We start from the raw sequence: 14,563 nt of genomic DNA, 5'->3' as shown, positions 1-14,563 counted from the left end.
ATGAAAAAACAAATCGATTTAAACAGCGACCTTGGGGAAAGTTTTGGCCAATGGCAGATGGGAAATGATGAGGCCATCTTACCCGTGGTCAGTAGTGCTAATGTGGCTTGCGGTTTCCATGCAGGATCGCCCGAAGGGATTTTAAAAACCTTAAAAGCGGCGAAAGAAAATGGTGTGGCAGTAGGGGCTCACGTGGGCTATCCCGACTTAGTGGGCTTTGGTCGCCGCAATATGGATATCGCTTCTAGCGAGTTGACTGCTGATGTCATTTACCAAATCGGTGCACTGAAAGGGCTAGCTGCCGCAGCGGGCACTGACGTGTTATATGTGAAGCCCCACGGAGCACTTTATAACACCATTGCCCATGATAAACGCCAAGCCACAGCAGTGATTGAGGCAATCAAAGCTATTGATAATAAATTAATTCTTGTTGCATTAGCGGGTTCACCATTAATTGGTTGGGCACAAGAAAGTGGTTTGAATGTGGTGGCAGAGGCATTTGCAGATAGGGCTTATAACAGCGATGGCACATTAGTATCACGCAAGCTGGCTGGCTCTGTGTTGCATGATCCGAAAATTGTGGCTGAGCGCATGCTGCAATTAGTGCAGGAGGGCGGTGTCATTTCGATTGATGGTAAATTTACTCCAATTGATGCAGGGTCAATTTGTGTTCATGGGGATAGCCCCGGGGCGCTTGAAATGGCACAACAAGTTCGCTCTATCCTTGAAAAACAAGGGATTGAAATTTATGGTTTTGCCCATAAAGGAGCGCACGAATGACACAATTAATGAAAGCCTCCCAGCAAGCGATTGACGCCGCTCGAGCTGCCCGTGAAGCGATACGAACTGGCTATAACAAACCTACTGCGGGACTCGCGTCGGGTATGACGCAAGCCAACATGATTGCACTTCCTCGTGATTGGGCATTTGATTTTTTATTATACGCGCAGCGTAATCCCAAAAGTTGCCCTGTTTTAGATGTGTGCGAAGCTGGGAGTTGGCAAACTATTTTAGCCGAAGGTGCGGATTTACGAACGGATATCCCTCGTTATCGCGTATGGGAGCACGGACAGTTAGCTGATGAAATTACCGATGCGACAGCGATTTACCAACAACATCCTGACTTAGTCACATTTCTAATTGGTTGCAGCTTTACATTCGAGACGCCAATGATTGAGGCGGGGATAGATGTACGACATATCACCGATAAATCGAATGTTCCGATGTATAAAACTAATCGTTTGTGCCGTCCCGCAGGGCGCTTGCAAGGGGAGTTAGTGGTTTCGATGCGGCCAATCCCGGCTAATCGAGTTGCTGATGCAGTGAGTATCACAGGACGATTTCCTGCCGTTCATGGTACGCCTGTACACATTGGAGCCCCTGAACAGCTCGGTATTACCGACATTATGAAGCCTGATTTCGGTGATGCGGTGCGTATCGAAGAAGGGGAGATCCCCGTGTTTTGGGCCTGTGGTGTAACACCACAAGCGGCAGTGATGAAATCGGGCGTTCCATTTGCGCTAAGTCATGCTCCGGGATACATGTTTATCACCGATGTGCCTGACGCGGCTTATCATATATAGAGGTGCCCATTGAGATTTTTACCTGTAAATCTAAATGCGCTGATGGTAGAGCTGCAAAGCCTTGAACAGACAATGGCGCTCACTGATTCATTGCATGAAATGCCTATCAAGGGGGTGGAAGAAATCACCCCTGCGGCAAGAACGATTTTAGTGCGATATAACCCGATTATTGTGGATGTAAATGATTTGGTTCGCCAAATTTCAGTCAGAGATGTTTCAAAAGTGGCGTCTAAGTCGAGCAAACTTGTGGTCATTCCTGTGCATTATACGGGGGAAGACTTAACAGAAGTGGCTGAAATATTGGGTATTTCGACGGATGAGGTAATCCGCCGTCATACAGAAAATGAATACCAAGTGGCATTCAGTGGTTTTGCCCCCGGTTTTGGTTATATGGTATCGAAAGAGGCACAGTTGCATGTGCCTAGACGCCAATCACCGCGCGTTCGAATTCCTGCAGGTTCAGTCGCACTTGCAGGGGAATTTAGCAGTGTCTATCCACAAGCAAGCCCTGGTGGATGGCAGCTCATTGGTGTGACAGACCTTGCGATGTGGGATATCAATCGTGCTGAGCCTGCACTGGTGCAAGCGGGTTCGCGGGTAAATTTCACTGATGCAGCAAAAAGCACGGTGAGTTATAGCCTACCCGAAAAGGCCAAAGAAACGGTAAGTTCACAAGGCCAAGCAAATGATTTTGCTGTGTTAGCAACAGGGCTACAAACGTTATTCCAAGATTTAGGGCGTATTGGCCAATCAGCGCTGGGTATTTCTGAATCAGGTGCGATGGATAAAAGCGCCTTACGAAGTGCCAATCGTTTAGTGGGCAATGCTTCTGATGAAACAGTGTTAGAAATTACGCAAGGTGGCTTCAAAGCACAAGCAAACAAAGATTTAGTAGTTGCTATCACAGGTGCACCTTGTGCAATCGAAATCACGACAGAAAACGAAGAACACTACGAAGCAGATGTGTACCAAACTATCCACCTCGCTAAAGGTGATGTGATCAAATTAGGGCGACCGCACAAGGGGGTACGCAGTTATTTAGCAGTACGGGGTGGCTTTAATGTTGAACCCGTTTTGTCTAGCCGTTCGTTTGACACCCTTGCACAAGTAGGGCCGTTACCATTAACGGCAGGGCAGGCATTCGCAATAAATAATAAAGGGACTTCACAAGCCATTTCGGTTAATGAAACCCCTGTTTTTGATTACCCATCAGCGGATGATGTTGTGGTGTTAGATGTTGTTTTAGGACCGAGAACAGATTGGTTTACGCAACAAGCTATAGAACGGCTCACTAACCAATTATGGCAAGTGACTGCTGCATCGAACCGTATTGGTTTACGTTTATTGGGTGAACACCCGTTTGAGCGTGAAATCCAACAGGAATTACCGAGTGAAGGAACGTGTATTGGTGCGATTCAAGTGCCTGCTAATGGGCAGCCTGTTTTATTTTTAAATGACCATCCATTGACAGGCGGCTACCCCGTTATCGGTACAGTGTGTGAGTATCATTTGAGCCTTGCGGGACAAATTCCTGTGAATGCTCAAATTCGTTTTAATCCATTAGGTGAATTTAAAGAATTACAAGGGAGTGATTGTACTTATGAAAACGAATAACAATAACAAAAGCCATAAAGTATTAATTGCCAACCGTGGCGAAATTGCTGTGCGCATCATCCGTGCCTGTCGTGATTATGGTTTTCAATCTGTTGCAGTGTATGCAGATAGCGACATTGCAGCATTGCACGTCAAAATGGCGGATGAAGCTTATGGGTTAGGGGGAAATACCCCAGCTGAAAGCTACTTGAACATTGAAATGCTGATAGACATTGCAAAAAAATCAGGGGCGACGATGGTTCACCCAGGTTATGGCTTTTTATCAGAGCGTGCAGAATTTGCCCGTGCGGTTAGTGACGCAGGGTTAATCTGGATAGGGCCGAGCGCCGAAAGTATTGAAATCTTAGGTGATAAAGTTCAAGCTCGTCATATTGCACTGCAAGTTGGGGCTCCGTTAGTTGTCGGCACCAAAGACCCGGTTAAAGATGCTCGAGAAGTGGTGGCGTTTGCTCATCAACATGGTTTACCTATTGCTATCAAAGCGGCTTTTGGTGGTGGTGGGCGAGGCCTAAAAGTTGCGTGGCAAATGCATGAAGTCGAAGAGCTTTATCATTCTGCTGTGCGCGAAGCGATAGCTGCATTTGGCCGTGGTGAGTGCTTCTTGGAACAGTTTTTACATAATCCACGGCATATCGAAGCGCAGGTTATCGCTGATACCCATGGTAATGTGCTGGTGGTGGGAACGCGGGATTGCTCATTGCAGCGCCGTAACCAAAAGTTGGTAGAAGAGTCCCCCGCGCCCTATCTATCAGAAGCTCAATTGCAGCAAATTATCACTTCATCGACCGATATTTGCCGTAAAGCGGGTTATGTGGGGGCTGGTACAGTTGAGTTTCTGCTAAGCCAAGATTGCACGTTATCTTTCCTTGAAGTGAATACGCGACTACAAGTAGAGCACCCCGTTACAGAAGAAACGGCAGGTATTGACCTTGTTATTGAACAGTTGCGTATTGCAGAAGGTTTACCATTAAGCATCCGAGAGATGCCTAAACCACGGGGTCATGCTTTTGAGTTTCGCATCAATGCCGAAGATGCAGGAAATGGTTTCTTACCCACACCTGGAACGATTACTGCTTTTGATGTGCCATCAGGGCCGGGTGTGCGTGTGGACAGTGGGGTTGAAGCGGGGACGACAATCCCTCGAACTTTTGATTCATTAATGGCAAAACTTATTGTTGTTGGAAATACCCGTGAGCAAGCGATTTCCCGTGCTCGCCGCGCTTTGGCGGAGTTTAATATTGAAGGGGTGGCTTCTGTTTTACCTTTCCACCAAGCAGTAATGGAACAGACTGATTTTTGTGGGGATTTTAAAGTGCACACCCGCTGGATTGAAACGGAGTTTAATGTGGACATTGCACCCGCACCGCGCCAAATTCCACAAAATGGCAATGCATTGACTCGTACGTTTATTGAAATCGATGGAAAACGCTGCGAATTGGGATTGCCAGCTCAACTGCTTTCTGGGCTATCCGTTAGCAGTGCTCCAATGGCAAAAAATGTACCTCAAAAGGTGAGTAACCCAGATGCAGTCAATGCTCCGATTTCAGGCGTGCTTTTTAACTGGTTGATCCCGCAAGGCGAAAAAGTACTTGAAGGGGATATTATTGGGGTGATGGAAGCGATGAAAATGGAAGTTCAGGTGCTTGCCCATCGAACAGGAACACTAAAATACAGTGCGAATAAAGGTGATTTTATTGAAGCTGATTGCCAAATCGCGGAAATAAATTAGGCAAATCTTTAGCTAACTTGGGTTCAAATTTGGGCTCAAGTTAGCGTGAATGACGCTCTGGCAGTGAACGTAGAGGGGGATGCGGCGCTGGTACAGCATGTTTTTCTTCCGCAGCCATTTCCTCACTATCGCGATAGACTTCTCCGCACAGAAAGTACAGATTTGGGCGTTTAGACTCAAGGTAGCTTTTTCGACTAACGCATTGTTCTTGAGTGAAAATGGTGTCAGTTACAGGCAGTGCATCACAGGAATCTGTACCGCAAGGACTAACCCATAAAGCCCAACCAATAAGTACCATATGTCCTGCCATTTACATTGCCATCCTTAATGAGAGCCAATATTAAACGCTGAAGAAGTATTAATGTGATGTAGTGTGATCGAACACGTTAGTCATACAGTTATGTTATCAGTGAAATTCTAACATTAGCTTAACCAAATGTATCTATTTCTCCTTGGTAAACAGATGAGTTCACATTAAATAACAAAATATGAAAACTGAAAAAGTTTAAACCTATTATAGTGATAGATACAATAATTTACCTTAGGTATAAACAAGCTAATTTGTTAAATTGTGATAACGAAACTTGTGCAATTTTTTAGTGCCAGCTCGCAAAAAAACAAAATAATTCGCTATGAAATCCCGTTTTTAGAGCTTAACTCTGTCAATTAATACGATTATTAACTAGGATTACGATAACGTCTAATAAGAAAATCGATAGGATTATATGATGAATACCATGGAAGAAGTGCTTTCATTTTGGTTTGAAGAATCAACGCCAAAACAGTGGTTTGAAAAAAGTACAAAGTTTGATTCGACGATTGCTCTTCGCTTTTCAGCTATCTGCGAGCGCGCAGCAAAAGGGGCGCTGGCTTATTGGCGCGCATCAATTCGAGGCCGTTTAGCGGAAATTATTGTTCTTGATCAATTCTCTCGTAACTTATGGCGTGATACTCCACGCGCCTTTGCGCAAGATGCCATGGCATTGGTGTTGGCACAAGAAGCCATTAAACAACATGATTATAATTTGCTTACGCTATCGCAACGCAAATTTGTCTTAATGCCTTATATGCATTCAGAATCCAGCTTTATTCATTTACAAGCAGTGGAGTTATTCCGCATGCTAGGGGATGACAATACGCTAGATTATGAAATGCGCCATAAGGCGATTATCGATAAATTTGGGCGTTATCCACATCGCAATGTGATTTTGGGGCGCCCGTCAACGAAAGAAGAATTGGCTTTCTTGCAAGAGCCTAACTCATCATTTTAGCGTGTAGAATAACCAAAGAGCTGGTGGCTCTTTGGTATCACAACAACTAGCGGAATAGCTCAGTTTGAATCGGTGTTAGTTCAAGTTGTTGCTGTAAGTCAGTCAAGTAAACGTCAGTAACTTTTGCGAGGTTTGGGTAGAACGGGTTTTCGGTTTGTGTTTGTTGAACTAAGGCTAAGTAGCGGTATGCCCAAGGTAATAAATGCTGCTCCAACAATTCAATGATGGCATCATTCTCGCCTTGTTCAGCAAGTGCTGAAATCGCCATCAACATCAAGCCAAATTGGTCTTCAGGTTCACGAATACCTGTATCAGTGATTAACCCTTTTGATTGCAGCAAGTTGCGATAAGCCGCCGTTGACTCGCCCATAACGGTATTATCATGCTCAAGGTATACTGAGCCCCAAGGTGGGGCAGGCATAGTGCCTTGACCTTCAAATAAGACAGAATAGTCATAAGCAATATCATCAGGGGATGTTTGTGATAACGAAGTACAAATAGCCTGAATTTGCTCTGGCTCCTCCCATGAGTGTAATTGTGGTATTTCCCCTAAGACCGAATAGACGTTCTTTAACGTATCTGATTGTGGAGAGTAATAAAAAAACGCACCTAAAATGCGCAGTATAGTGGTGTCTAGCATTTGTATTTATCCATCTTGTTTTGTGCTACAGCATGACATTTTAATCTGGCATCGTTATAGAATAATTTTGACTCTTTAAACAAAGAACCCCAAAAGGAGTTCTTTGATAAATCATCTTAACACAGTAACAACAAAGGGTTACATGGTGATCTGCCATAAGTTATAGAAAGCAATTCGCCCCGCAAGTTCAGCCAGCAAAACCGCGGCTGCACAGGTGGCTAATGTTGCTTTTGGCGCACGTTGTTTTAGTGCCATTCCAACAAATGCGGCTAAGGCAATAGCCAAGACAACTACTTGAAAGCCCCAAAAACCGGTTTGTTCACCACTGAGAATAGGGCCTGTTTCTGTTAGGAACGCTTGGTATCCTGCACGGCTGGCAAAAATAGCGAACGTACCGATAAGGAAAGAGGCAATGCCTAACCCACGCGCACCAATGGCAATAGCAAGTGCACCACCACCAACAAGCATTGTCATCCACATTTGTAGCGTGGTGTAACCAGTATTCCAATTGGCAATTGTTGCAATGTTATATACCTGTGGGATTGACCAGACAAAGGCTAATCCTGAAACAACAGCTGCAATATTGGCTAATTCACGTAAGATGGTATGTTTGAAGAACAGCGTGAAAAATAAAGTCGCTGCCGCACATCCAACAAACACACCACTTAAGAAGGCCTCGTTGCTCATTGGAGAACGACCAATACCCAGCAACATGTTAAAGAAGCGCAGTGGTTGACCTACGTGCAATCCACCAATCACTAAGCCAATCAACATAACAATAAATGCAATAATATTGGCGGTTTTTAACTGTTTGTCATCAATGGAACCCATTTTGCGGCTCAAGTAGGCCAGCAAAAATAACCCTGCGGCAGATTGCCCTAAGACGGTGAAAAAGACTAATGGTAATTCATGCATTTTACACCTCCGCAGGGTTTTTCAGTTCGCCGCTTTTATCGCCAAATGGCTTCGCGTCTTTATGGGGTTTGATGACAATATTCGGGTTGGTGAAGCTTGGGTCTGGCATCGGTGCAATTCCGCACTCAGTACCGTGTAATTCACGCAGAACATTAATATCATCAAAGTCTAAAGCGCGTTGTGGGCAAGACTCAACACACACGGGCTTCATGCCTTTTGCGACACGTTCATAACAACCGTCGCATTTACTCATCAGTTTTTTCTTTTCATCAAATTGCGGTGCGCCATATGGGCAACGTAATTCGCAATAACGGCAACCGACACAAATAGACTGGTCAACAACCACTAAACCATCTTCTTCACGTTTATGCATTGCGCCTGTTGGGCAACCCGCAACACAAGTTGGGTTTGAACAGTGGTTACACGAAATTGATAAGTAATAATTAAAGACATTTTGCTGCCAAATGCCATCTTGTTTTTGCCAACTACCGCCGCCAAATTCGTACACACGGCGGAATTTAGGGCCTAAATCTAAATCTTTTTCATCCTTACAACTGACCTGACAGGTTTTACAGCCAGTGCATTTTGTGGAGTCAAAATAAAAGCCATATTGTTTCATCATTTAACTCCTTAAGCGCGTTTAACTTCAACAAGGTTGGTATGCTGTGGTGTACCTTTCGCGAGTGGGGAAGGTACATGTGAAGTTAAGGTGTTGATACAACCGCCAACATCTAAACCTTCACTATTGAGGGTACGCCATGCACCCTGCGGAACAGCGATAACACCAGGTAAGACACGCTCAGTGACTTTAACTTTAATTTGAATGCGGCCACGATCATTGAAAATTTCAGCCAGATCGCCATTACTTAAACCGCGTTGCTGTGCGTCAATTGGGTTTAGCCAGAATTGATGTGGGATAGCCTCCCGTAGCATCGCCACGTTATAATAGGACGAGTGGACATGGCCTTTATCATGGAAGCCAGTCATCAACAATGTGTGTTTTTGGTCTTTAGCTTGCGCCTCAACCCCTTCTTTATTCACACAATATTCTGGCAGGGCTGGGATGCGCTGGCCTTCTGGTAACTCCCAGTTTTTGACCCTTTCAGCCAATTTTTCTGAGTAAATTTCAATTTTCCCTGATGGCGTTTTTAACGGGTTGTTAATTGGGTCATCACGGAATTTTTTCAGTGCAATATTTTCGCTACTGTTTAAGAACTTACGGTCGATGATACCTGCACCATCTGTTTCGCTAAATTCAGGCAAGTGTGGCATTTTTTCACGGGTTTTGTTGTAACAGAATTCAATCCACTCAGCGTAAGTACGGCCTTCAGTGAATTGCTCTTTAACACCCATTTTTTCCGCGATTTCGGCTAACACATCATAGTTAGGGCGGTTCTCCCATAATGGCTCAATCGCGTTCTGTAGGCGTACAAGGTAATGATACGCGCCACTTGCATAGGAGTTATTAATCAGGTCGTTAGTTTCAACGGTGGTGACGTCAGGTAGCAGTAAGTCTGCATATTTAGCTGATGGGGTATCGTGGTTATCCCACACTAAAATAAATTCACATTTAGACTCATCAGAGAGAATTTCATGAGTTTTATTCAAGTCACCGTGCTGGTTACCAATGACGTTACTGGAGTAACACCACATAAATTTGATGTCGTTATCCAGTTTATCAACACCCTTGATACCGCCATTTTCTGCCGTCAGTTCTTTACCGCGCACAATGGCTTCAGACCACATGTAGGTTGGGATCAGTGCTTTCACAGGGTTAGGTAATGCAAAACCTGCAACTGGGTAAGCGTAGCTATTACCCCATAAACCGGTATTAGTACCTGCTCGGCCAATGTTGCCTGACATTAATGGCAGCATCATGATTGAACGACAAGCTTGCTCGCCATTTTCCGTGCGTTGTAAACCCCAGCCTTGTGAGATCCAAGCACGATTTGCATTACCAATTTCACGGGCTAATTGGGTGATACGTGCAACAGAAATTCCCGTTAGTTTACTTGCCCATTCAGGTGTTTTAACGATGCCATCAGGGCCATTACCTAAGATATAGTCTTTGTATGAACCATTACGCGGCGCAGATGCGGGAAGTGTGGATTCATCCCAGCCAACACAGTAATTTTTCAGAAATTCTTCGTCAGTTAACCCTTCTTGGATCATGACATAACCCAGTGCTGCAACTAATGCCGCATCAGTTCCTGGGTAGATAGGGATCCATTCGGCACCTAAAGTTGTCACACTATCAGTGCGGCGTGGGTCAATAATAATGACTTTCGCTTTACTTTTATCTAATGCATTGAGTGTCTCATAAAATTGACCTCCTCCGGACATTCGTGTTTCGGCGAGGTTATGACCAAACATGACGACTAAATCAGAGTTTTGGATTTCGGATAAATAAGACTCTTCAACGCTACCATATACGTATGGCGTAATTTCCATTAATTGAGCATAAGAATAGGTACCGTAGTCACCTAAAAAACCGCCAGTTAGGCTGAGTAGGCGTTTACATGCAGCACGGCCATGTAAATTTGCACCTGTTGAACCTGAACCATACTGATAATAAATGGCATCACTGCCATATTTATCAATGGTATATTTCAGCTTTTCAGCGATGATAGTGGTGGCTTCATCCCAGGTGATTTTCTTGAATTTCCCTTCACCACGTTTACCTACACGAACCATTGGGTATTTTAAACGGTCAGGATTGTAGGTTTTCCAACGTACAGAGCGTCCACGCAAACATGGGCGAATTTGGTGTTCACCTAACGTAGAGTCATCGTACATTGTTTCGTTAGAAATACGGCTGATAACACCGTCTTTAACGTGAACCTTCAGAGGGCAACGACTTCCACAGTTAACTAAGCATGCGCTGTAACTGATTTTTTCGCTGACTTCGTCAGGCATGATTGCTGGTGCTTTTGCTTGAGCAGAAAAAGGGAGAGTGATTGAGCCGGCCACTGCGGCGACACCCGCAACGGTTGCAGAGGTTTGTATAAACTCCCTCCTGCTCAGTTCTCCAAATTGGGTATTATTTTTAATTTTATGCATTGACATTGCCTATATGTAAATAACAACACGACTAACTTGTTTTATATGTTAAAAAAAGACGGTGTTAAGTGATATGACTTACATCAAGGTTGTTACGGATAAATTTTATGTATTTATATAATTTATAAGGACTTTTTTTGAGTTCTGGAGGGTTTTACTTCTATTTTCATTAACAATCATTATGTTATTATTTATATAACGAATGGCTGGGAAATGAGGAAAAAGAGGGGCTAAACCCTCTTTTAAAATACTACTTTAGATGTAGATAAATAAGAAACTTTTACTAATCACTTGGTGTTAACGGTTTTGCTGCTGACGAGTTAATTAATCTAACATCATTTCCAGTAGGTGATTGATGCGGCATCAAATTAAACTGTGGCAAGATGGAAAAAATGTGATCAAAGATATCCGATTGGATCCTTTCATATTCAACCCAGACCGTTGTATTCGTGAAGGCATAAATCTCGATTGGAATACCGTTGGAGTCAGATTCCAATTGCCTAACCATAATGGTCATTTTTTTATGAATATTAGGGTGTGCTTTTAAATAGGCATCAATATAAGCACGAAATGTCCCGATGTTTGTCAAACGGCGTTGGTTTAATGGGATCGCTTTGTCATCAGGGAGTGCGGAATTAAAAACTTGGATTTCAGATACTTTTTGGCCGATATATGGCTCAAGTAAATTGGCTTTTTCGCACTGTGAGATTTCTTCAGGTGTTAAGAAATGAACGCTGGTGGCATCAATTCGAAAACTGCGTTTTATCCGTCGCCCGCCAGATTCTGTCATGCCTTTCCAGTTCTTAAAAGAGTCCGAAATTAATGCATAAGTTGGAATCGTCGTAACGGTGTTATCCCAATTACGGACTTTCACCGTGGTTAAACCGATATCAACAACGGCACCGTCAGCACCGTATTTTGGCATTTCTAACCAATCACCGATATTGACCATATTATTGGCTGATAGCTGTATTCCAGCAACTAAGCCCATTATTGGATCTTTAAAAACCAACATCATTACTGCTGTCATGGCACCGAGCCCACTTAAAATAATCAGTGGAGACTTACCAATCAGTAATGCAATGATCATGATGGCAATCAGTATTGATGCAATTAGCTTAATGCTTTGGAATATCCCTCGTAGAGGAAGGTGGGCAGTTTTGGCTGCACGTTGTAAGATGCCTAAAACAATATCGAGTATAGAATAAATCGTTAATAAGCCAAATAGTAGGCACCATGCTTGTGAACCAACTTTAAGGACAGTTTGGGCTGTTGAACCAGTAGATAGCCAAAGAGTTGCTTGAATATTGACTACCACCCCTTGAATTACAAAAGCAATTCGGTTGAACAGATAATGTTGGGTGAGTAAATGCGGCCAGCTACCCGCAGATTTTTGCCCCCGCTTTTCTAATGTAGGCAGTAATATTTTATGTAAGAAAAGATGTAAGACAAGTGCGACAATGAGTATGAGCCCAAGCACCATGAGCAAAGAGGCGAGGTTAGCATAGTCTTGATTAAACTGGTGGACCCAGTCGAGCAGTTGCTGCTGCATGTGTTCTCCTTCTATTACGATGTTTTAATTGCAGTTTATCTCTATAAAAAGTTTTAGTTACTCAGAAAGACTATCACGGACAGATTTAAATTTCACTACGAGAAAAATAAAACTCTGTCTTAATAATGTATGGTAGAGGTAAATATTGGAATGATAATAAAATTACTTTAGTGATAATAATGTAGATGAATGGGGGGGGGCTTTTAGCGTAACGTGCTAGATATACCAACATAAATTTAACAAACTACAGAATAGCAATAAAAAAGCGGCTTTGAATTCAAAGCCGCTGTGCAAAATATTTGCAAATTAACGCTAATGATAAGGTAAATGAAAGGTTTGATTGACTAGAAAACAACTAACTTACATAAAACGTTTTGACAGTAATTCAACGACTTCTTGAACACTACTGATAAATTCTTTAATGCTGCTCATAGTTAACTCCGATTATTAAAGTGTGATCTTGATCACGTGAAGGCATTTTAATCTTTGGGTTGTTAATGTCAAGTTAATCCTAAAATATTTTTTAAAAATTAAACATAATTTTAATGTGGATATTCATCACAGTTATTGGTGCCTCTTCTAAGCGTTTTATAAGAAAAGGGAGATGAATTGAAATGCAGAGAGATAAATATGGTGTATGGTTAATTATACAAAAGAGAATAGATTGGCTGATTAAAGGGATGTATATCAATGATAAGTTACGTGAATGGTCAATACCTACTTGAAGAACAGGCAACAGTCTCCGTTTTCGACCGAGGTTTTCTGTTTGCCGATGCGGTGTATGAAGTGACAGCCATTATTAACGGCAAATTGGTTGATTTTGAATATCATATTGCACGCTTACAACGCTCATGTCATGAGTTACAACTTGTTTTACCTTATAGCGTAGAAGAAATTAAACAGATCCATACGCAATTAATTGAGCGTAACAATATCAATGAAGGACTTATTTATCTTCAATTCACCCGAGGAAATGCAAAGCAGCGTAATTTTTTATTTCCTGATAAAGAGACTAAGCCAACATTAGTATTGTTTGCACAAAAGACGAACATTGTTGATAACTTAAAAGTAAAAAATGGCATTACGGCTGTCACAGTAGAAGATATTCGATGGGGGAGATGTGATATTAAGACAGTGGCTTTATTAGCAGCGTCTTTAGCAAAAGAGCATGCTAAACAACAAGGTGCTGATGATGCAATTTTTGTCAAAGACGGGACTATAACTGAAGGCAGCTCTAGTAATTGCTTTATTATCAATAAAAACAATCAATTACAGACTCGCGGATTGACCCATGAGATCTTACCAGGGATTACGCGAAAAGCAGTTCTTTCGCTGGCTCAAGAGCAGGGCATAGAAATTATTGAAAAAGCATTTAGCCTTGAAGAAATGTTAACGGCGAAAGAAGTATTTATGACATCGGCCACAACATTGGTTTGCCCTGTCATCAAAATTGACCATCAGGTGATTGGGGATGGTAAGCCGGGGAGTGTTGCCATCCGGCTACGTGAAATTTACCTAGAGAATACAAAATAACAAACAGACTCTGTTATTTTAATTGCAGAAATTCCTTAACGGAAGAAACCGTGACCATGCCCTCTAATGCTTGGAGACTTTGCTCATGAAGTTCAAGCGTTGGAGCGGCACATAAATCATCTAAAATAGTGACAAAATAGCCTAAATCATGCGCTTCACGCGCTGTGCTCTGAATGGCTTTTACGGTGCTAACCCCACCAATAAATAACTGTGTGATCCCATTATTCGTGAGCCACTTATTAAAATGGTTTCCAGCAAATGCAGAAACACCTTTTTTAATCATTACAGGATCGCGGAAACCCACATCAAGGTCGTGCACCCAATTACAGCCATTATCACTTAGTTTTAATGCACCGATTTCTTTGGCATGTTGAAACATGGGAGAACCCGCGGGAACATCGTGGTAATTATCTGAAAAACCAACTTTTACCCAAATAACAGGAATGTGAAGGTTTCTTGCGTGACTGGCTGCTTGATTCGCTTTTTCAATAATTTTGCGCTCATAGGTTTGCTGATAGCTCGAATTCGATAAGCCATTTTTACCAATTATCTCTTCAATGAGATCAATAATTACTAATGCCTTGGACATTATTGCCTCTTTTTTCTGTAAGTAGATTAACTTAAAGAAACTATTCTAACCGCAAAATAGGCACTATGCTGTTAACT

General features: G+C 42.6%; 13 protein-coding genes. 6 read left to right on the top strand and 7 right to left on the bottom strand.

Annotated elements, in window-relative coordinates; genetic code table 11:
* The 4 genes from ABWP91_RS09920 to ABWP91_RS09905 are packed head-to-tail and all read left to right on the top strand — an operon-like array spanning nucleotide 1 to nucleotide 4,926.
* Nucleotides 1–780: a LamB/YcsF family protein gene (locus ABWP91_RS09920; RefSeq protein WP_353243135.1), complete on the top strand. Its 780-nt coding sequence runs from the start codon at nucleotides 1–3 to the stop codon at nucleotides 778–780.
* Nucleotides 777–1,583, top strand: coding sequence for a putative hydro-lyase (locus ABWP91_RS09915; RefSeq protein ID WP_353243134.1), 807 nt, complete (start codon nucleotides 777–779; stop codon nucleotides 1,581–1,583). The genes ABWP91_RS09920 and ABWP91_RS09915 overlap by 4 nt, the downstream gene beginning before the upstream one ends.
* Before the next feature lie 9 nt (nucleotides 1,584–1,592).
* Nucleotides 1,593–3,197 carry a 5-oxoprolinase subunit PxpB gene (gene pxpB / locus ABWP91_RS09910; protein WP_353243133.1) on the top strand — a complete coding sequence of 535 codons (1,605 nt, stop codon included), beginning with the start codon at nucleotides 1,593–1,595 and terminating at the stop codon, nucleotides 3,195–3,197.
* Entirely contained in the window at nucleotides 3,184–4,926 is a 1,743-nt protein-coding gene (locus tag ABWP91_RS09905; protein ID WP_353243132.1) for an acetyl/propionyl/methylcrotonyl-CoA carboxylase subunit alpha, read from the top strand. The genes pxpB and ABWP91_RS09905 overlap by 14 nt, the downstream gene beginning before the upstream one ends.
* A 40-nt stretch (nucleotides 4,927–4,966) precedes the next feature.
* Here the strand turns inward: ABWP91_RS09905 and ABWP91_RS09900 are convergent, their stop codons facing one another.
* Nucleotides 4,967–5,236: a hypothetical protein gene (locus ABWP91_RS09900; RefSeq protein WP_353243131.1), complete on the bottom strand. Its 270-nt coding sequence runs from the start codon at nucleotides 5,234–5,236 to the stop codon at nucleotides 4,967–4,969.
* A 418-nt stretch (nucleotides 5,237–5,654) separates the two neighbouring features.
* On the opposite strand from ABWP91_RS09900, the gene ABWP91_RS09895 reads away from it, so the two are divergent.
* A complete protein-coding gene (locus tag ABWP91_RS09895) occupies nucleotides 5,655–6,197 on the top strand; it encodes a DUF924 family protein (protein WP_353243230.1) in 543 nt (180 codons plus the stop codon).
* Between the two features lie 46 nt (nucleotides 6,198–6,243).
* Here ABWP91_RS09895 and ABWP91_RS09890 read toward each other — a convergent pair whose 3' ends face one another.
* The 5 genes from ABWP91_RS09890 to ABWP91_RS09870 form a co-directional block, all read right to left on the bottom strand.
* The gene (locus tag ABWP91_RS09890; RefSeq protein WP_353243130.1) at nucleotides 6,244–6,837 is read right to left on the bottom strand and encodes a molecular chaperone TorD family protein; all 594 of its coding nucleotides are present in this window, start codon (nucleotides 6,835–6,837) and stop codon (nucleotides 6,244–6,246) included.
* Between the two features lie 138 nt (nucleotides 6,838–6,975).
* Nucleotides 6,976–7,752 (bottom strand): dimethyl sulfoxide reductase anchor subunit family protein, encoded by a 777-nt coding sequence (locus ABWP91_RS09885; RefSeq protein ID WP_353243129.1) that lies wholly within the window; start codon nucleotides 7,750–7,752, stop codon nucleotides 6,976–6,978.
* Nucleotide 7,753: 1 nt separating this feature from the next.
* Complete coding sequence (locus ABWP91_RS09880; RefSeq protein ID WP_206082307.1) at nucleotides 7,754–8,371, bottom strand: DMSO/selenate family reductase complex B subunit; 618 nt, start codon at nucleotides 8,369–8,371, stop codon at nucleotides 7,754–7,756.
* 11 nt (nucleotides 8,372–8,382) lie between these two features.
* Entirely contained in the window at nucleotides 8,383–10,812 is a 2,430-nt protein-coding gene (locus tag ABWP91_RS09875; RefSeq protein WP_353243128.1) for a DMSO/selenate family reductase complex A subunit, read from the bottom strand.
* Between the two features lie 283 nt (nucleotides 10,813–11,095).
* Complete coding sequence (locus ABWP91_RS09870; protein ID WP_353243127.1) at nucleotides 11,096–12,364, bottom strand: mechanosensitive ion channel family protein; 1,269 nt, start codon at nucleotides 12,362–12,364, stop codon at nucleotides 11,096–11,098.
* 684 nt (nucleotides 12,365–13,048) lie between these two features.
* Here ABWP91_RS09870 and ABWP91_RS09865 point away from each other — a divergent pair.
* Nucleotides 13,049–13,897, top strand: a complete 849-nt coding sequence (locus ABWP91_RS09865) for a D-amino-acid transaminase (protein ID WP_353243229.1) — start codon at nucleotides 13,049–13,051, stop codon at nucleotides 13,895–13,897.
* A 13-nt stretch (nucleotides 13,898–13,910) separates the two neighbouring features.
* Here the strand turns inward: ABWP91_RS09865 and ABWP91_RS09860 are convergent, their stop codons facing one another.
* Complete coding sequence (locus tag ABWP91_RS09860; protein ID WP_353243126.1) at nucleotides 13,911–14,486, bottom strand: cysteine hydrolase family protein; 576 nt, start codon at nucleotides 14,484–14,486, stop codon at nucleotides 13,911–13,913.
* Between the last annotated feature and the right edge of the window lie 77 nt (nucleotides 14,487–14,563).

The sequence above is a fragment of the Providencia sp. genome (genome assembly GCF_040396775.1).
Classification (GTDB): domain Bacteria; phylum Pseudomonadota; class Gammaproteobacteria; order Enterobacterales; family Enterobacteriaceae; genus Providencia.
Note: the sequence above shows the minus strand (reverse complement) of the source record. Positions and strands in the feature narration are given on the sequence as shown.

Bases quoted from the DNA above. Each gene is read 5' to 3' on its own strand.
- ABWP91_RS09875 (WP_353243128.1), bottom strand. From the start codon at position 10,812: ATGCATAAAATTAAAAATAATACCCAATTTGGAGAACTGAGCAGGAGG.
- ABWP91_RS09860 (WP_353243126.1), bottom strand. From the start codon at position 14,486: ATGTCCAAGGCATTAGTAATTATTGATCTCATTGAAGAGATAATTGGT.
- ABWP91_RS09905 (WP_353243132.1), top strand. From the start codon at position 3,184: ATGAAAACGAATAACAATAACAAAAGCCATAAAGTATTAATTGCCAAC.
- ABWP91_RS09890 (WP_353243130.1), bottom strand. From the start codon at position 6,837: ATGCTAGACACCACTATACTGCGCATTTTAGGTGCGTTTTTTTATTAC.
- ABWP91_RS09880 (WP_206082307.1), bottom strand. From the start codon at position 8,371: ATGAAACAATATGGCTTTTATTTTGACTCCACAAAATGCACTGGCTGT.
- ABWP91_RS09870 (WP_353243127.1), bottom strand. From the start codon at position 12,364: ATGCAGCAGCAACTGCTCGACTGGGTCCACCAGTTTAATCAAGACTAT.
- ABWP91_RS09900 (WP_353243131.1), bottom strand. From the start codon at position 5,236: ATGGCAGGACATATGGTACTTATTGGTTGGGCTTTATGGGTTAGTCCT.
- ABWP91_RS09885 (WP_353243129.1), bottom strand. From the start codon at position 7,752: ATGCATGAATTACCATTAGTCTTTTTCACCGTCTTAGGGCAATCTGCC.
- ABWP91_RS09895 (WP_353243230.1), top strand. From the start codon at position 5,655: ATGAATACCATGGAAGAAGTGCTTTCATTTTGGTTTGAAGAATCAACG.
- ABWP91_RS09915 (WP_353243134.1), top strand. From the start codon at position 777: ATGACACAATTAATGAAAGCCTCCCAGCAAGCGATTGACGCCGCTCGA.
- ABWP91_RS09920 (WP_353243135.1), top strand. From the start codon at position 1: ATGAAAAAACAAATCGATTTAAACAGCGACCTTGGGGAAAGTTTTGGC.